Consider the following 17,932-nt stretch of genomic DNA (forward strand, 5'->3'; position numbering starts at 1 on the left):
TCTGGAAAAACTGGCGCCAAGTCTACCCGCTTTCGGCTGCCAAACTGGTCTGCTTTCACGTAGAATGCCCGCGATTTTGTGACGCGAGCCGAGGAAAACGTGAGTCAAACATCCTTACATCATGCCCGATTGGATTGGAATGAAGCGGGAACTCCTGTCTCCAGTGACTTCGGGGATGTGTACTTTTCCAATAATAACGGTCTAAGTGAAACCCGCTACGTCTTTTTGCAGCAAAACCGGCTACCTGCGCGATTTTCGCACCACGATAGTGACAGTTTCGTGATAGGTGAAACAGGTTTCGGCACAGGTCTTAACTTTCTGGCGACAATGCAAGCCTTCCTGGAACAGGCGCCCCAATCCGGCAACGGCTCCCGTCTGCACTTCATCAGTTTCGAGAAATATCCCCTGACTCAAGGCGATCTGCGCAAGGCGCTGGCCGCCTGGCCCGAGCTTGGCCACTTGAGCCAGGATCTCATCGCCCAGTGGCCGCTGCCGGTATCCGGCTGTCATCGCCTGCACTTTGCGGGCGGTCGCGTTCGCCTCGATCTCTGGTTCGGCGACATCAAGGATATGCTGCCGCTGGTACCGCACCGGGCAGAGGGTCTGGTCGATGCCTGGTATCTGGATGGTTTTGCCCCGGCCAAGAACCCCGAGATGTGGACGCAGGAGCTGTTTGATGGGCTGGCCCGTCTCGCTCGCGAGAACGCGACCATCTCTACCTTTACCTGTGCTGGCTTTGTGCGCCGCGGGCTGATCGCATCCGGTTTTGCGATGAAAAAAACCAAGGGCCACGGCACCAAGTGGGCCATGTTGATCGGTGAGCGCTGTGACAAGGCTCCCGCGCAGACGATCGCCAACCATTATGCGCGTCCGGTAGGCAGGGATGGCGAGATTGTGATCATCGGCGGTGGCGTCGCCTCGGCCATGACCGCACTCTCCCTGGTGGAACGGGGCCGCAAGGTGACCCTGCTGTGCGAAGATGGCGAACCGGCCACCGGCGCCTCCGGCAACCGCCAGGGCGCGCTCTATCCACTGCTTAACGGCGAGCACGATGCGCTGTCGCGCTTCTATTCGCTGGCCTTTGGCTATGCTCGCCAACGGCTGCTGGCACTGGTCGAGCACCATCCCATCGCTTTCGAATTATGCGGTGTGGTGCAGCTGGGCTATGACGACAAATCCCGCGCCAAGCTGTCCAAGATGAGCCAGGGCCCCTTCCCGCCCGAGCTGATGCAACCCCTTTCCGCCGCAGAGGCCAACACGATCGCTGGCCTGCCCAGTGGACATGACGGTATCAGCTATCCGCTGGGGGGCTGGCTCTGTCCGGCCGATCTCACCCGCGCAGCGCTAAAAGAGGCGCAAGCCAGCGGCCTGCTGCAGGTGGAATACCACACCCAAGTGGTCGCCATTGCCGAGCAGACCGATGCTTGGCACATAGAAAGCCTGGATGGCCGCTACTGGCAGACCCCTAATCTGGTGGTCGCCGCCGGTCACCAGTTGCCCGCTCTGCTCCCCTTTGCCGAACTGCCGCTCTATCCGGTGCGCGGTCAGGTGAGCCATGTGCCGACCACGGCTAGCTTGCGTCAGCTCAAGACTGTGCTCTGTTACGATGGCTACCTAACCCCGATGCACAACGAGCAGCACTGCATCGGCGCCAGTTATGGCCGCAACCAGAGCAGTCTCGAGTTTCGAGCCGAGGAGCAAACCCAGAATCAGGCGCGGTTGCAAGCCTGTTTGCCGGAGCAAGCCTGGCCTGCAGAAGTGGATGTGAGCGGCAATGAAGCCCGCGTCGGAGTGCGCTGCGCCAGTCGGGATCACCTGCCGGTAGTGGGGCCAATCGTCAGATTGCAGGGGCTGGCGGATCACTATGCCAATCTGCAGCGTGATCAGCATAATGCCCAACCGCTGCCTCTTCACCCCGGCCTCTATGTGCTGGGTGCGCTCGGCTCACGGGGTCTCTGCTCGGCGCCGCTCTGTGGTGAGCTGCTCGCCAGCGAGATCTGCGGCGATCCCCTGCCGCTGGCCGCCGATCTGCTGGAGGCGCTCCACCCTGCCCGTTACTGGGTACGCAAGCTGCTCAAGGGCAAAGCACTGGCCTGAACCGGACTCTGCAAGCAATCTGCAAACAAATAGAATGGCCGCCCATCGGGCGGCCATTCTATTTATCAAATCGTGCGATAGTGAGGAGGGTTGGCAGGATATCGGGCCCTATCCCCTATATAGAATAGCGCTCACTGGGGCCAATGTACCCCGAGCTGTTCGCCGTAGCCGGTCTGACGCTGAAAATCATCGAGTCGCCCCTTGACCTTGCTCAGCTCGCCGCTGCCCGCCGCCCACGCGGCATAGCGCAGCGCCTGACAATCTGCATGGTCGGGTAGCGCCGCAATCGCCCCGCCCACCTGATTGGCCCCTTGCAGCACCATCTCCTTGAAGCGGGACTCGTAGTCAAACATGCTTGAGAGCAGCCGCCCCCAGCGCTGACGGGCAGGATCGTTACTGCTCGCGCTCTCACGCCAGCGGGGCAGCAATACAGTGGCGTTGGTGGTGACCGTTACCCGTTTAAGCTGGCACTGCCCCTGCAACTGCTCGGTCTCCAGCTGCCAATCGAGCTGATAGCTCGCTTTCCCGAGTACGGGCTTGCCATTCACTTTGGGGGCACTGGAAACAATCGCACGGGCAAGCTGGTCCGGACTGGTTGCATTGACCTCATAAAAGCGGACATTGATGCGGGACTCTGGCACCACTTGTGGTCGGCTCGGCTGAGCCTGACTCATCAGGGGCAACAGCAACAACCCGACCCCCACTACTCCATAAACCTTGCTGACCATGCCAGACTACCTTCCTTGATTGCACGGGCGGAGTACCAACCTTGGTGAACCCCACCGCCACACAGATGACGGGTATAGCCTATGTGTGACGACGAAGCGGCGCAATACAATGATGGGCCCAGAAATCAGAGCACGCTCACAGGTTGCGTGAGCAGAGTATGGCACAAGGCCAAAACTGTATTTTTATTGAGCATGGCGGCTGATACGCTGCCAGTCGAGGTGGTAGTTTTTCACATTGATGTCATGACCATCTATCTGAATAAAATGATCATTTTTAAGACGGTTGGCAAAAAAGTCCTGATCTGCCCCCTCGTTGAGCCACAGCTCGCAAAGACCCCGTTTTCCCTCTTTGGCATAAAATCGCGGGGTGGCCAGTAGCGCGACCCCATCCACCCGGATGGCGTGACGGGCCAGGCAGTTTGCTTCGGTGGTTTTGGATGCCAGCGCGGCAAAACGGGGTCTGTTCCCCTCGGCGACCACCAGTACGCCGTAAGAGTGGGGTGCCATGAGACGCCGCATGGCGACCGCCTGATGGGGGCCGGTTTGATGAAAACCGTCATTGGTCACCGCAAACACGCAAGTAGGTGAAAATAGCAGTGAAAGCAGAAAAAGACAGCGTTTAACGCCTATAAAACCACCAATCGCCATATAAAAGCCTCAAAAGATACCCAAAGCTGGCAAGGGTAGGTAGCCAAACCCGCTGGGTAAAGTGCCTTTACCTTTCTTTAATTCTGTTCACGGGGTTAAACGTTGATTTAGCTCACACAACATCCGGTTTCCGGTCGCCAGCCTACCCCTATCGGAATAGACTCCCTCCACTCTCATCCAATCAGAAGGCAACATATGCTGGAACTCATTATTGGCACCCTGGTCACCCTGGTGGTGGGCCGTGCCATTTTCAAAGGATACTCCGCGACCGGGGTGCTGCTGAGCGGCGGCTTGCTGCTGCTGGTCGTCACCGCCATGATGGGCAAGCCGGTACTACCGAGCAAGGTCGTCAGCACCGGTTACATTGCGACCGATATCTTCGAATACATCCGCTTCCTGCTCAACGATCGTGGCGGTGGACTGGGGATGCTGATCATGGTGCTGTGCGGCTTCGCCGGCTACATGAGCCATATCGGCGCCAACACCATTCTGGTCAAGCTGGCCAGCAAACCGCTTGGCATCATCAAGTCCCCCTACATCCTGCTGGTGGCCGCCTATCTGGTTGCCTGTGCCATGTCGCTGGCGGTGAGCTCTGCCACCGGCCTCGGCGTGCTGTTGATGGCAACCCTGTTCCCGCTGATGGTCAACATGGGGATCTCCCGTGGCGCGGCAGCCGCCGTGTGCGCCTCGCCAGCCGCCATCATTCTGGCACCGACCTCCGGTGACGTGGTGATGGCTGCTCAGGCCGCCAACATGCCGCTGCTGGATTTTGCCTTCAAGCTGACCCTGCCCATCTCGCTGGTGGCGATCGCCTGTATGGCGGTGACCCACTTCTTCTGGCAGCGCTACCTTGACCAGAAATCCGGCGAGCACAACGAGCCGGTTGCCCCGGGCGATCTGGTGACGACGGCACCTGCCTTTTACGCCATCCTGCCGTTCACCCCCATCATCGGGGTGCTGATATTTGACGGTAAATGGGGCCCGCAGCTGGATATCGTCACCATCATCGTGATGTGCATGGTGTTGGCCAGCCTGCTGGAACTTGTCCGCATCCGCAATGGCAAGGAGCTGCTGGACGGTCTGCAGGTCTGCTGGCGCAACATGGCTGACGCCTTTGCCGGTGTGGTCATGCTGCTGGTCGGTGCCGGTGTCTTTGCTCAGGGTCTGATGACCATCGGCTTTATCGACACCCTGCTGACCCACGCCCAGGATCTCGGCTCGGGTGGCATGATCATGATGCTGTCACTGGTGGTGATCACCACCCTGGCCGCCTTCACCACTGGCTCGGGCAATGCCCCCTTCTACGCCTTCGTGGAGCTGATCCCCAACCTGGCCAGCAGCCTGGGCATCAACCCGGCCTATCTGGTGATCCCGATGCTGCAAGCCTCCAACCTGGGTCGCACCATTTCACCGGTCTCCGGTGTGGTGGTCGCCTGTGCGGGGATGGGCAAACTCTCGCCGTTCGAGGTGGTCAAACGTACCTCCCTGCCGGTGGGCGTCGGCCTGCTGGTGGTGATCATCGCCACCCAGATCATGGTGCCCGCCTGATCGCTGACCAGCCCGGCACCCTGCCGGGCTGGTATCCTCCCCCCCCTTTGCAGTAGACTCGGTGCTCATTTTCCCCTAAGGAGGACCGAGATGAGTATTACGGTTCAACTTGCCCATTTCAGTGATTGCCACTCCCACTTCGATGGCGCGCCCATGAGCTTCTCCCCTGTCGGTGAAGGCCAGTGGCGCACCCAGTGCGGCGGTTATGCCCGGATCCTGACCCGTCTGACCCAACTGCGTGCCAAAGCCGCAGCAGCTGGCCAGCGTTTTCTGTTTCTGCACGGTGGCGACTCCTTTCAGGGCTCGCTCTATTTCAACCGCTTCAAAGGGCGCGCCAACGCCGACCTGCTCGCCATGCTGGCCCCCGATGCCATGGTGCTCGGCAACCACGAGTTCGATCTGGGCAACGGCCCGCTGGTGGAGTTCTTGCGCCAACTCGATTTTCCGGTGCTGGCCGCCAATCTGGACAACAGTCAGGAGCCGGCCGACACAACCCTCGGGCTGTGGGATATCCCCCACCTCTACGACGCCCATCAGCCCTGGCATCGCCGGGTGATCGACGGGGTTCCCTTTGCGCTGCTTGGCATCACCCTTGCCCAGATGGCCGCCATCGCCAACCCGGATCCCCATACCCGTTTCCACGCGGTGGCCGACACACTCAGCAAAGTGCTGCGGGAGATAAAGAGCGAAGGGATCCGGCATATCGTGCTGCTGAGCCACCTCGGGCTGGATCAGGACAAGCTGCTGGCCGAACGCTTCCCAGAGCTCAGCCTCATCATCGGCGGCCATACCCACAGCCTGCTGGGAGATCTCGCGCCGCTGGGTCTGCCAAGCGAAGGCAGCTATCCGCTGATGAACAACGGGGTGGCCATTTTGCACGCCGGCCACAGCGCCCTCTGCCTCGGCGTCTGCGAGCTCACCTTCGATAAGGCGGGCCGCGTCGTGCAAAGTCAGGGGCAGCTGGAGTGGCTCCCCTGGCAGCCCTGGCCATTCGCCTCCACCCCACCCGCCGGGCTCACCTTCTGCGAGCCGGATCCACAGCTTGAACAACATCTGGCCAAACGCTACCGGCCGGAGATCGAGACCATGAGCCAGCGCATCGTCACCCGGCTGGCGGCGCCATTGCCCCATCAGCGGCTGCCGGATGCCGCCCAGCCCCACGGCAGCCAGCTCGCCCCGCTGGTGGCCCGTGCCATGCTGACGGCCGCCCGTGAACAGGTGGGTGAAGTGGACTTTGCCCTGCACAACGCCGGTGGCGTGCGCTGCTCGCTGGAGCCGGGCCCCTTGAGCGAAGCGGATATCGCCGGTCGCCTGCTGCCCTTTGCCATCCCACTGACTCTCTATCGGGTGCACGGTCACGAGCTGGCGGAAGCGCTGGAGAATGCCATCGACAACGCCACCAACAACGGCGTAGTCGGCAATGGCAACGGCAGCTTCCCCTACACCGCGGGAATACGATTCACCTATCAGGCCGATCGGCCCAAGGGCCAGCGCATCACCCGACTGGAGTGGGAAGCCGCCCCCGGCCAGTGGCAAGTGGTCAATCCCGAACAGGTCTATCGCGGGGTGTCGAGCGCCTATACCGCCTCCGGCAAGGAGGGCTACACCGCACTGGCGCGTACCCTGACCCAGCACAATCAGGAGCTCGGCATCACCCTGGCCGACGCTTTTATCCGCTGGGCTCGCCACCTGCCCACGCTGGAAGCGCAGCCGCCCCTGCTTGAGTACATCCGTTGATGCAGAGGGGGGGATGGCGTTGCCACATTCCCCTGACGGCCAATATTGCCGCAGCCAGCGCCCGGTTCCCTGCAAGAACCGGGCTTTTTCGAGAATATTTGCCCCACACGGGCCCACCCCATTGCATCGTACTCACTAGCTCGGCAAGATAGGCCCGCTTTCAAGACCAGCTGCAGGAACAGGCGACTTCATGAATCACTCCATCCGTTTCACCCCTCCTCGCGTCAACCCGGGCATCAAGTCAGCCATCGTGCTGCTGACCGCCCTGCTGGCGCTGCTCTTCTGTCTGCGCAACCCGCTCTTCCATGCAATGGCGCCGGGCTTTGATGCCTCGCTGTTCGCTGTGATGGGCAAGATGTGGAGCGAAGGGGGTGTGCTCTATCGCGACATGATCGACATCAAGGGGCCGATGATCTTCGCCCTCGATGCGCTGGGCTATGGAATGGGGGGATTTGTCGGGATCTGGGCGCTGGAGTGGGTGCTCTGCTGGCTCGGTCTGCTGGCCAGCTGGCAGGCCTTTGCCCAGCTTGGCCTCTCGTTCAAGGCACGTCTCGGCGCCATGCTGGCGGTGTTGGCTCTCTACGGTACCCGTTACTACTACGGCAACATGACCGAGGACTGGACCTTCCACCTCGCCCTCATCGCCCAGTGGGCCTTTATCACCCTGCTGCTGGACAAGGGATTTCGCTGGTGGCCCGCACTGGTGGCGGCCCTCACCTTCGCCATCGTCGCCTGGATGCGCACCAACAACGGCGCCTTCTGGGGCGCCTGGTATCTGGTGCTGTTCTGCCACTGGTGTCTGCACGAGAAGTGGCGCGACGCCATCTTGCTGCTCATATCCAGCCTGCTGGGGCTGGCGCTGATTGGCGGCCCGCTTTACGCCTACTTCCAGCAACATGATCTGCTGGCGGCCTTCAAATACTACGCCTTCGACATCTTCTTCGAGGGGAGCTACGGCAACGGCTTCTCCCCTATGGTGGGCGCCGTCGGCCTGCTGCGCACCGGCCTGGTGATGCTGCTGCCCGCCTTCATTATTCTGATGCTGAGCCGCCGTCAGGAGTGGTATCTGCCCGCCCTGCTGGCGACCCTGTTTGGGGTGCTGTTTACCCTGATCGCCAACTCGGTCTCCGGCCATGTGTTCGATCACTACGATGTGCTCTATCTGCAACTGGCAGTGCTGCCGCTGGCGGTATTGCTGGATCGCAGCGAACAGCAGGCAGACGCCATCGGCCTGCTCTGCATCTCGCTGGTGGTGCTCACCGCCAGCTGGCTGCTGGCGCAGCAGCTCGCCTTTGGCTGGAGCACCAAGGAGTGGTCCCTCGAGCGGGTCAACGAGGTGCTCGGCACCAGCCTGCTGTGGGCGCTACCGGTGCTGATCCTCATCCCCCTCTGGCGCGCCTGGGATGTGCGCAGTGCCACCCCCTGGCTGGCGACGCTGGCCATGCTGCTGCTGATGATCAACAACGCCTGGGAAGGCACCCTCAAGGGGCGCCCCTTCAATCCTGCCGCCCAGGTGCGGGTCGATCGCATCAAGGCCGAGACCAGCCCGAGCGACAAGATCTGGGTCGATGGCATCCAGCCGCAATATTATCTCTGGACCGATCGCCAGCCAGCCTCCGCCTACCTCTTCTTTGCCAACGTCAATCCACCCTATGACGTGCGCGAGCGAGTGCTGGCCGATATCCAGCGCCAGAATCCGAAGTTCATCATCGCCAAGCCGGATCGGGTGAGCGAAGAGCTTAAAAAGCCCAGCTCCCCCTCCCATCTCGCCTTCTATCAATACCTGACCAACCACTATGAAGAGGTGGATCCGGGTCTCTATCGCCGACGTTGATCATCCATGCGCCCCGCAGGGCGGCCATTGTTGCAATGGCCGCCCTTTTTCTTACGCCAGAACGCCTTTCCGCGGCGGCCCGTAGTAGGCAAGCCCGCCCGAGATAACTACAATGACGCTCTTTTTGATGTGACGAGTGACACCATGGCGGAACTGACTTATCTGGGCGGCTATCCCGACCCCCTCAAGGCACAGGTACAGCAGCTGATCGCGGCAGGCAAGCTGGGGGAAATGCTGGCCAAACGCTATCCGGAAAGCCACCCGATCCAGAGCGACAAGGCGCTGCTCGCCTACACCATGGAGCTGAAGAACCGCTACCTCAAGAGCTCGGCGCCCCTGTCAAAGGTGGTGTTCGATGGCAAGATCAACGTCATCAAGGATGCCCTCGGCCTGCACACCTACATCAGCCGGGTACAGGGCAGCAAGCTCAAGACCAAGAACGAGATCCGCATCGCCGCCCTGTTCAAGGAGGCGCCGTCCCCGTTTCTGAAAATGATCGTGGTGCACGAGCTGGCCCATATCAGAGAGAAGGATCACAACAAGAGCTTCTACCAGCTCTGCCAGCATATGGAGCCGGACTATCATCAACTGGAGTTTGATCTCAGGCTCTGGCTCACCTGGCGCGATATCGACAAGGCCAGCCGCTAGGCTGACAACCGTTTCAGGGAGGAAACATGTCATTTGCCGCCACCCGCTTTATTGCCACTGTGGTAATGGCCAACTTGGGCCGCGCAGCCCATCCCCGCTTCACGTCACGCGGGCTGCTGGTCCTGCTGCTTCTGCTCGCGGGCCACAGCGCCCAAGCCGATGAGCGCTGGCAGAGCGACAGCTATCTCACCGAGAGCTTTATGGCCATCGCCATGGAGCGGGAGTATGGCGAAGCCAAGCAGACCCGTTTTGCCCGCTGGCAGCAGCCGATCCGGCTGCTGCTTGTCAACGAGTCGGGCGACAAGCCGCTGCAGGCCGACGTGGTGAAGGTGCAGGCGGCCCATCTGGCCCGCATCACCGGCCACCCCATCAGCATGGTGACCGCAAAGCCCAACCTCACCCTGATCATGACCGACTACAGCAAGATGAAGAGCTGGGCCAACCGCACCATGGGGGGCGACCCGTCGGTCGGGATGGCACTCAAGGAGGGACTCTGCCTGGCCAACTTTGCAACCAATGCAAAACACGAGATCAGCCGTGCCACCATCATCATTCCGGTAGACTACAGCCGGGCCAAGGGGCGCTTTCTCGACTGCGTGGTGGAGGAGTTCACCCAGGTGATGGGGCTGCCCAACGACTCGGACAAGGTGTTTCCCTCCATCTTCAATGACAACAGCATCGACAGCTTTTTGACCGGGCTGGACTATGTGCTGCTCAAGATGGCCTACCATCCGGCCCTCAAGCCAGGGATGAGCAGCGACGAGGTACGCGCAGCCCTGCCCATTGCGCTGGCCGACCTGCGTGCCAAAGGGGAGATCCGCGAGGCCAATCGCCGGGTGCAGCAGCAGAGCCTGAAAAGCTGGGCGGGACTGTAATGGTCCGGGCTCAACCCCAGAGCCAGACAAGCTACCGCGAGCCTCTCACCACCAACAAAAAACGCAGCCACCTGGCTGCGTTTTTTGTTATCCGAGGATCGTCGGATCATTCGCGGGCATGCCCGTTTATCGAACGCCCAAGTTATCCATTGACCGTGCGGGATCAGGAGGCGACGTTCTCTTCCGGCATCCAGCTCTCGGCGTTCTCCCACACCTCCTGCACCATGGCTTCGGCCAACTCTTTGTCTTCCTTGCTGGCTCGGCTGACAGTCAGGGCCATGGCGCTGCCCGGCGCGACCCGCACATGGATGTCGGGGAATTTTTCGCCAAGCTGCTTGAGCAGCTCCTGACGCAGCGCCTCCATGGTCGAGGTCGGGATCTGATGTTTTCTGTCGATGATGATTTCAAGACGCATAGGAAACTTCTCCATGATTTATAACTGTATTTTTATCCAGTATTCATGGGAAGTAAAGTGCCATCTTGCATCAATCAGAAAAGATCCAGCTGCTGGCCGCAGATCCGGTCGAACGATTCGCCGATAAAGGGCAGGATGGCGTCGGCGATGGGCCGTAACTGCTTGTCGATATAGTGTTCGTAATCGATGGCGCTGCGCCGATACTCCAGCGGTTCGGGGCCATTGAGGGTCATCAGATAGGCGATGGCGCCCCGATGCTGATAGAGCTGGGGCAGACCGCGGCGCAAGTTCTCCTCATCGGCCAGTCGCGCCGCCCGCACATGGGGCGGCACATTCTTCTGATACTCCTCGAGCTTCTGGCGTAGCCGTTTGCGGTAGATAAGCAGATCGTCGTGACGACCGGCGCGAGTCTCATCCACCATGGTGCGCACATAGCCGCTGGGATCTTCATCGTGAAACACCAGCTCATAGAGGCGGGTCTGAAACTGCTTGGCCAGCATGGTCCAGTCGGTACGCACCGATTCGAGCCCCTTGAATACCAGCTGTTCACTCCCCTCGCTGGCCTTGCCAACCAGCCCCGCATAGCGCTTCTTGCTCCCCTTCTCCAAGCCGCGGATGGTGGGCATCAGAAAGCGGCGGTAGTGGGTCTCGTACTGGATCTCGAGATAACTCGGCAGATCGAACTCGCGCCTGATCAGTGCAGCCCAGTTATCGTTGATCATTTGCGCCAGTCGCTGGCCGATCTCGTCCGCCTCATCCGGGCTGGTCTCGCGCCCCAGATGGACAAAGGTGGAGTCGGTGTCGCCATAGATCACCTCGAACCCCTTCGCCTCAATCCACTCGCGGGTCTGCTGCATGATGCTGTGACCGCGCAGGGTGATGGATGAGGCAAGTCGCGGATCATAGAAACGGCAGCCCCCCGAGCCCAGCACCCCATAAAAGGAGTTCATGATGATCTTGATAGCCTGGGAGAGTGCCTTGTTGCTGGCCGCCTTGGCTCTATCCCGCGCCGCCCACAGGGTGGCGATGAGATCCGGCAAGAAGTGCCGCTCGCGGGAAAACATGGCGCCGCGAAAGCCGGGAATGGCGTGTTCTGGGTGTTGCAGCCCCTCCACCAGTCCCATGGGATCGATACAAAAGGTGCGGATGATGCTGGGATAAAGGCTCTTGAAATCGAGCACCAGCACATGGCGATAGAGACCGGGCTTGGAGTCCATCACATAGCCGCCGGGGCTCGCGAGCCCCCCGTCAGCAGGCAGATTGGGCGCCACGTAGCCGCCGCGATGCAGCCGCGGCAGATAGAGGTTGGTAAAGGCCGCCACCGAGCCCCCTACCCGGTCCAGCTCCAGCCCGGTGAGGGAGGCGCGCTCGATGGCAAAGGGGATGAGGTGGCAGTAGTCGAAGATCTCCCACACCAGTTTGCAATCTTCCAGGTTGTAGCGGGCCAGCGCCTCCTTGTCGGAGTGGAACAGCTCGGTGATCTTCTCCCCCCGATTGGCCACATCCTCGATATCCTTGCCACGGCCAAGCAGTTCGCTGGCCACCGCATCCAGACTGTAGCTGGCAAACTGCCAGGTGGCGCTTTTCAGGGTATCGATGCCATCGAGCACCATGCGCCCGGGGATGATGACGTTGCCGGTCTGGGGATCATTGCGCGATGAGCGCCAGAAGCAGAGCTCGCGCCCCCGCCCCAGCCGCAGACGCCGCTTGTTGAGCTCGGCGCGGCGCAGCAGCAGGCGAAAATCGAAATTAACCACGTTCCAGCCAATCACCAAATCGGGGTCGTGCAGGCTGAACCAGCTCTCCAGCGCGCCAAGCAGGGCGCTTTCATCCGCCACCCACTCGACCTTGGTGCCCCAGCTCTCGGCATCCGCCTCCGGTGCGCCGATCATGATGACCCGTGCATCCTGCTCGCTGTAAAGACCGACCGAGAAGAGCGCACCGTCCATGGCGCACTCCACGTCGAGGGACACCCATGAGAGGCTGGGCGTCACCGCCTGCGGCGCACAGCGTGCCTCGTTGACCTCCCAGTAGCCCTGCTTGCCGCCCTTCTTCACCGCCCGGCCATCGAAGCGCACGCCAGCTGTGATGAAACGCTCCATCAGAAAACGCTCCGGCAGCCGGATATCCGCCTCGAAGTGCTCGAGCCCGCGAATGAGCAACAGCTCGATGGCGCGGTGAAAGGCGCTCAGGGTGGCGAAATAGCAACCCACCACAGGGCGACCGTCGAAGGTGTGCATCGGCAGACGGCGAAACCGCCCGCTCACCCCGGCGCCTTTGAACAGCTCGGCCGCCTCCGCCATATGGCTCTGTGGCAGAAAGAAGACCGGCTCCTGCCCCGGCACCACCACCCGCACCGGTCCCTGCGCGCTCCAGAGCCACATCACGATTTCGGTGGTGGCGGCGTGCCCGTTGCGGCCGCGCACGTCCCGACCGTGGCGGGTCAGGATAAAACCGTCGAGCGGCGGGGTGGCGGGTACGATGGGCTGGGTTGCAGTCATGAAGGTAAAGGGGCTGTCCGAGAATGGGACTATTGTACGTTCATACAGTGCCAGCTCGCAATCGTCACGCAGGCTGCGAGGCGGGAGTCAAACTGGTAAGCTCGATCCGGTCGTTATTCCCGCCCATCCGGTTCTGACCACTCTTCGCCGACGAAAGGAGTCTCTGTGGCAATCTATTCCCTGCTGGATCAGCTGGCTATCCCCTACCAGCGTTTCGATCATCCCCCCGTGTTTACCTGTGAGGAGGCGAGCAGGCTGCTGCCCGACCTGCCCGCCGCCAAGACCAAGAACCTCTTTTTGCGCGATCCGAAAAGCGAGAGGCTGTTTCTGGTGGTGAGTCCGGAGGAGCGCCGGGTCGATCTCAAGGCGCTGGCGGTCATGCTCGGGGTCAAACGGCTGAGCTTTGGCTCCCCCGAGCGGCTCGATGCGGTGCTCGGTCTCACCCCGGGCTCGGTGACCCTGCTCGCCATGGTGCGCGATAGCGAACAGGCCGTGGAGCTGGTGGTGGACGAGGCCATCTGGCAGGCCGAACAGGTGCAGTGCCATCCGCTGGTCAACACCGCTACCCTGATCATCCGCCTCGACGACGTGCGCCATCTGCTGACCCATCTGGGCCGCAAGGCAATCGTGATGCGCTTGCCAGCGGCAACCTGCGATTAACACGAGGGTTGGCGGTGGGGGCAACATTGTCGCCAATACGGCCATATTGCTCGCAGCACAATTGACTGACAAAACAATAAAATGGCGCCATACCACCCGATAAATCGAGTCAGCAGTCGCTATCGTGCATGAAGTCGGGAGCAAGCGCATCAGGCCATTTAACCAATTGATAATAGGTTGAATTCATGTTGTGATCGGCCACTGCCAGCAGGCGATACCCCATCGCCCGTTCGTTCACAGGTGACCGTTCCAGAGAGCCCTCGATGCCAAGTCTGTTTTCCTCGGCCCAGTTGTTGAGTCTGGTGCTGTTCGTCACGCTGTCACATATGGGGGTCGCTACCATTTTCGCCGCCATGTGGTACAGCCATCGCCAGATCAGGGCGCTGCTCTACTGGGCGGGAAGCGAGCTGGCCATCGCCGGAGCCTTCAGCTGTCTGCTGCTGCGCCCCCTTGAGGGCGAAGCCTCGCTCGCCAATATTCTGCTGACCAACCTGCTGCTGATGGCGACCCCTCTGCTCTATGAACGGGGGATGCGCCACTTCTTTCGGCGTGAAGCCGACCCGTTGGGCTGGCTGCTGCCCGCCGTCACCCTCGGCGGTTTCGCCCTGTTTGCCCTGACCACCCTGCAGCAGCCCCTCTCTGATGTGCACAGCCGGATCATCGTGCTCTCCGGCGTACTCTCGCTGCAGATTGCGCTGCTTATCTGGCAGCTCTGGCGCTACCAGCGGCTGGCCCCTGTCTATCGGGTGTTGCGCTTTGCCATCCTGCTGCTCGCGCTGCAACTGCTGTTGCAACTGCTGCGGATCGCCAAACACCTCTGGCAGCCGGAGCTGGCGGCCAACTCCTTCACCGATCCGCTGCTCGGTCCGGTGATCCTGCTCAGCCTGCTCTTTACCATCGCCCGCAGTTATCTGTTGCTCAGTCTGGTTCACACCCGCCAGCAGCAGGCTATGCTGGCCACCCAACGCAAGCTGGAGCGGCGTGCCAATCAGGATGAGCTGACCGGCCTGTTCAGCCGCCACTATTTTGAACGCCAGGTGACCCTGTGCGCCCGCGAGATGGCGAACCCCGGCCAGCTGCTGCTGATCGATCTGGACAACTTCAAGCAGATCAACGACCGCCACGGCCATCCCGCCGGCGATGCCATGTTGCGGGCCGTGGGCCATGTGATCGCCAATACCCTGCCTGCCGAGGGGATGGCCGGTCGGCTCGGTGGCGATGAGCTGGCCCTGCTGCTGATGGCAGACCCGCAGAGCCTGCCCACCTACTGCCACGGCCTGCAGCAGCAGATCGCCGAGGCAACCGGAGCGCTGGCGGGAGGGCCAATCAGCCTCAGTATCGGCCTCACCTCGCTGCATCCTGGCGAGGGGTTTGCAGCGGCCTACCTGCGGGCGGATCGGGCACTCTATGCCGCCAAGCAGGCGGGGCGGCAACGGGCCTGCGTACTGGAGCCCCACCACAGCGAACCGCAACCGCTACAACCCAGCGTGCTCCTGTCATGAGATCGGTTCCCGCTCTGCAGTGCCGCCCGGCCAGGCTGGCAGATGCGCCGGCCTACCGCCGCTATGTCACCGAATGTGCCGAAGCGGGACTGCCGCTCTATCAGGTGGCGCAATTTGATCCGGACGGCTGGCTACAGAGCCTGCTGGACCACGCCGAAGGGCGCAATCTGCCCGACAGATACCTGTCTGCTACTACCTATTTTGCCCTCGATGGCGGAGAGATCATCGCCACCCTGCGCCTGCGTCACGGCGACAATGAGGCAACCCGCCAGTGGCTGGGTCATATCGGTTACGAAACCCGCCCCTCTCGCCGTGGTGAAGGGGCCGCGACCGTGCTGCTGTGCTGGGTGCAACAGCAGGTGCTGGTGGCACCGGTGCTGATAAGCTGCGGCGAAGATAATCTGGCCTCCCGCAAGGTTATTACGGCAGCCGGTGGCGTGTTGCTGGGGCGGCGCTTCCATCCAGGAGATCGCCGCTGGCTGGAGATGTACCAGCTAGCCCCCCGGCCGCAGTCGATGCAGCAATAAAAAGAGCGCCCCGAAGGCGCTCTTGTGGCGAGAGTGGCAAGCCGTTAGTAGCTGTCTTCCTGCTCGGCCTTCATCCGGGCCTGGCGGGCATAGGCCTCCTCCTCGGCACTCTCGATCTCGTGCAGCACGGAATCGAGATCGATGGCGGCACGGCTCTCTTCAAAGTGGCCGGTCAGCTCGCTCTCGGGGGTGAGCTTGCCATCTTCAAACAGCGCCCACATCTCCTGGGCATAACGGGTCTTGAGCAGCTCGGGGGCATACATGCCGTAGTAGTTGCGCATGTTGTTGACGTCCCGCTCCAGCATCACCTTGGCCTGGTTGTTGGCGGCGGCATCCACCACCTGGGGCAGGTCGATGATGACGGGGCCCTGGCTATCCACCAGCACGTTGAACTCCGAGAGATCGCCGTGAATAAGGCCGGCACAGAGCATGCGCACCACATAGCGGATCACCTGGTGGTGATCGATGACCGCCTGCTCGGGAGTGAGTGCCACATCGTTGAGACGCGGCGCGACATTGCCATCCTCGTCGGTGATAAGTTCCATCAGCAGGACGCCGTCGAGGCAGACATAGGGCTGCGGCACCCGCACACCGGCCGCAGCCAGCTTGAACAGGGCATCGACTTCGGTGTTCTGCCACACCTCTTCATGCTGCTTGCGGCCGTACTTGGAGCCCTTCTCCATGGCGCGAGCGCTGCGGCTGTTACGCACCTTGCGCCCCTCCTGATAGACCACGGCCTGCTTGAAGCTGCGCTTGGAGGCCTCTTTATAGACTTTGGCGCAGCGGATCTCGTCGCCGCAGCGCACTACATAGACGTCGGCCTCTTTGCCGCTCATCAACCGGCTGACGACCTCATCGACCAGGCCGTCATCAACCAGAGGTTGGATTCGATTTGGAATTTTCATGGCCGCCCTTTTACCCTATTTCCGCTCTCGAAGATAGCTCCGCGCACGCTCACCTGCCTCTCCCTTTCATAAGACACCCTTTTATCCCCTGTTTGCGCTGTTTTTGTCCAGCTGAGCGCCTGAAAAAACGGCACGGCCCGCTTACTTTAACCCGCCGCTGAAGCAACAAAAATGGCCCGCAAGCGGGCCAACTTTCAAGGCTCTGGCGGCAAGCCCTGACGAATGCGCCGGATCCCCGCTTCATAGAGGCCGTCATCCCCCTCCGGATGCTCCAGGGTTTCGAAGATCTTGAGAAACCACATGTACTGCTCGGGATGGCGGGCCACCTGCATCTCCACCACCCGGTTCATGGCATTGACATCCGCCAGCAGATCCGGGGTGGGATAGGGGTCGAACGGCGGCTCGATCTCCAGCAGATAGCGCCCCTCATCCTCGTCATAACTGGCGAAGATGGGTACCGCTCTGGCGCCAGTCAGTTTCACCAGCTTGGGCAGCGCGGGCAGGGTCGCCTTGGGGTGGCCGAAGAAGGGAACAAACACGCTCGCCTCGCGGCCGTGATCCTGATCCGGCAAATAGAAGAAGCTGGCACCGGCGCGGATCGTCTTGACCGCCGGCTTGATGCCGACACTGCGCTCATACACCTTGCCCGCCTTGGCCCGCTCGCGGTTGATGTACCAGTCAAACACCTGATCCTTCGGGCTTTTCATCATGGTACACATGTTGATGCCCATCATGGAGAAGTAGCGGCCGATCATATCGACCGCCCAGGTGTGTGGCACCACCAGGATCAGTGGTCGACCCGCGTCCTGCTCCACCTGCACATGCTCCCAGCCGGTGACCTTGATACGGCGGGTCAGCCGCGCCTTGCTGCGCCAGCTGAGCTCGCCAAAGCCCATAAAGGTCTTGAGCCCGACCCGGATCGATTTGAGCAGCAGCGCCTGGCGCCCGGCGGCGTCCAGTGCGGGAAAGCAGATCTTGAGGTTGGTATCAGCGATATAGGCCTGCTTTTTCGAGAATCGCAGCAGGGTCGGTGAGACCAGATCGGCAAAACGATCCCGCAGCCTCGTTGGGGTAAATGCCAGCAGGGAGAGCAGCCCCAGCGCACACCAGCTCCCCCACCATTTGGGATGGAGCAGGCGAGTATGAAATGAGGTATCAAATACCGGGTCTAACGGGGACATGGCGGCCATCAAGTCATCAAAAACAAACAGTTATTGTAGTTATCCTGACATTTTTTTCTACCCTCAAGCGGCTGGCCACCAGCCTGCAAGGCACTGATCAGAGTAGTTATCACAAAAAAATGGCCC

Annotated in this window: 15 protein-coding genes; 9 read left to right on the forward strand and 6 right to left on the reverse strand. The window is 61.2% G+C overall.

Annotation, left to right across the window (positions count from 1 at the left end):
• Positions 1 to 78 precede the first annotated feature (78 nt).
• A complete protein-coding gene (gene mnmC / locus I6G90_RS06565; RefSeq protein ID WP_197930352.1) occupies positions 79 to 2,097 on the forward strand; it encodes a bifunctional tRNA (5-methylaminomethyl-2-thiouridine)(34)-methyltransferase MnmD/FAD-dependent 5-carboxymethylaminomethyl-2-thiouridine(34) oxidoreductase MnmC in 2,019 nt (672 codons plus the stop codon).
• Between the two features lie 131 nt (positions 2,098 to 2,228).
• Here mnmC and I6G90_RS06570 read toward each other — a convergent pair whose 3' ends face one another.
• Positions 2,229 to 2,825, reverse strand: coding sequence for a DUF922 domain-containing protein (locus tag I6G90_RS06570; RefSeq protein ID WP_197930353.1), 597 nt, complete (start codon positions 2,823 to 2,825; stop codon positions 2,229 to 2,231).
• Positions 2,826 to 3,008: 183 nt separating this feature from the next.
• Positions 3,009 to 3,473, reverse strand: coding sequence for a hypothetical protein (locus I6G90_RS06575; protein ID WP_197930354.1), 465 nt, complete (start codon positions 3,471 to 3,473; stop codon positions 3,009 to 3,011).
• A gap of 195 nt (positions 3,474 to 3,668) precedes the next feature.
• Here I6G90_RS06575 and dcuC point away from each other — a divergent pair, with 195 nt between their 5' ends.
• The 5 genes from dcuC (at position 3,669) to I6G90_RS06600 (ending at position 10,115) form a co-directional block, all read left to right on the forward strand.
• Positions 3,669 to 5,021 carry an anaerobic C4-dicarboxylate transporter DcuC gene (gene dcuC / locus I6G90_RS06580; RefSeq protein WP_058051558.1) on the forward strand — a complete coding sequence of 451 codons (1,353 nt, stop codon included), beginning with the start codon at positions 3,669 to 3,671 and terminating at the stop codon, positions 5,019 to 5,021.
• Between the two features lie 90 nt (positions 5,022 to 5,111).
• Positions 5,112 to 6,758, forward strand: a complete 1,647-nt coding sequence (locus I6G90_RS06585) for a bifunctional metallophosphatase/5'-nucleotidase (RefSeq protein ID WP_197930355.1) — start codon at positions 5,112 to 5,114, stop codon at positions 6,756 to 6,758.
• Positions 6,759 to 6,948: 190 nt separating this feature from the next.
• Positions 6,949 to 8,592 carry a hypothetical protein gene (locus I6G90_RS06590; protein WP_197930356.1) on the forward strand — a complete coding sequence of 548 codons (1,644 nt, stop codon included), beginning with the start codon at positions 6,949 to 6,951 and terminating at the stop codon, positions 8,590 to 8,592.
• 144 nt (positions 8,593 to 8,736) lie between these two features.
• On the forward strand, positions 8,737 to 9,240 hold the full coding sequence (locus I6G90_RS06595) for a M48 family metallopeptidase (RefSeq protein ID WP_197930357.1): 504 nt from the start codon (positions 8,737 to 8,739) through the stop codon (positions 9,238 to 9,240).
• Positions 9,241 to 9,266: 26 nt separating this feature from the next.
• Entirely contained in the window at positions 9,267 to 10,115 is an 849-nt protein-coding gene (locus I6G90_RS06600) for a DUF2927 domain-containing protein (protein ID WP_197930358.1), read from the forward strand.
• Positions 10,116 to 10,278: 163 nt separating this feature from the next.
• Here the strand turns inward: I6G90_RS06600 and I6G90_RS06605 are convergent, their stop codons facing one another.
• Positions 10,279 to 10,530: a DinI family protein gene (locus tag I6G90_RS06605; RefSeq protein ID WP_005333426.1), complete on the reverse strand. Its 252-nt coding sequence runs from the start codon at positions 10,528 to 10,530 to the stop codon at positions 10,279 to 10,281.
• Between the two features lie 74 nt (positions 10,531 to 10,604).
• Positions 10,605 to 13,031, reverse strand: a complete 2,427-nt coding sequence (locus I6G90_RS06610) for a DNA polymerase II (RefSeq protein WP_197930359.1) — start codon at positions 13,029 to 13,031, stop codon at positions 10,605 to 10,607.
• Positions 13,032 to 13,196: 165 nt separating this feature from the next.
• Here I6G90_RS06610 and I6G90_RS06615 point away from each other — a divergent pair, with 165 nt between their 5' ends.
• From I6G90_RS06615 to I6G90_RS06625, 3 genes are all read left to right on the forward strand, one after another.
• A complete protein-coding gene (locus I6G90_RS06615) occupies positions 13,197 to 13,691 on the forward strand; it encodes a prolyl-tRNA synthetase associated domain-containing protein (protein WP_197930361.1) in 495 nt (164 codons plus the stop codon).
• Positions 13,692 to 13,954: 263 nt separating this feature from the next.
• Positions 13,955 to 15,193: a GGDEF domain-containing protein gene (locus I6G90_RS06620; protein ID WP_197930362.1), complete on the forward strand. Its 1,239-nt coding sequence runs from the start codon at positions 13,955 to 13,957 to the stop codon at positions 15,191 to 15,193.
• The gene (locus I6G90_RS06625; RefSeq protein WP_197930364.1) at positions 15,190 to 15,720 is read left to right on the forward strand and encodes a GNAT family N-acetyltransferase; all 531 of its coding nucleotides are present in this window, start codon (positions 15,190 to 15,192) and stop codon (positions 15,718 to 15,720) included. The genes I6G90_RS06620 and I6G90_RS06625 overlap by 4 nt, the downstream gene beginning before the upstream one ends.
• 44 nt (positions 15,721 to 15,764) lie before the next feature.
• Here the strand turns inward: I6G90_RS06625 and I6G90_RS06630 are convergent, their stop codons facing one another.
• Together I6G90_RS06630 and I6G90_RS06635 are read right to left on the reverse strand one after the other, a co-directional pair.
• Entirely contained in the window at positions 15,765 to 16,625 is an 861-nt protein-coding gene (locus I6G90_RS06630; RefSeq protein ID WP_197930366.1) for a PA4780 family RIO1-like protein kinase, read from the reverse strand.
• Positions 16,626 to 16,819: 194 nt separating this feature from the next.
• The gene (locus I6G90_RS06635; protein ID WP_197930368.1) at positions 16,820 to 17,815 is read right to left on the reverse strand and encodes an LpxL/LpxP family acyltransferase; all 996 of its coding nucleotides are present in this window, start codon (positions 17,813 to 17,815) and stop codon (positions 16,820 to 16,822) included.
• Positions 17,816 to 17,932 lie beyond the last annotated feature (117 nt).

Origin of the sequence: Aeromonas allosaccharophila (assembly GCF_016026615.1) — a bacterium.
Lineage (GTDB): Bacteria > Pseudomonadota > Gammaproteobacteria > Enterobacterales > Aeromonadaceae > Aeromonas > Aeromonas allosaccharophila.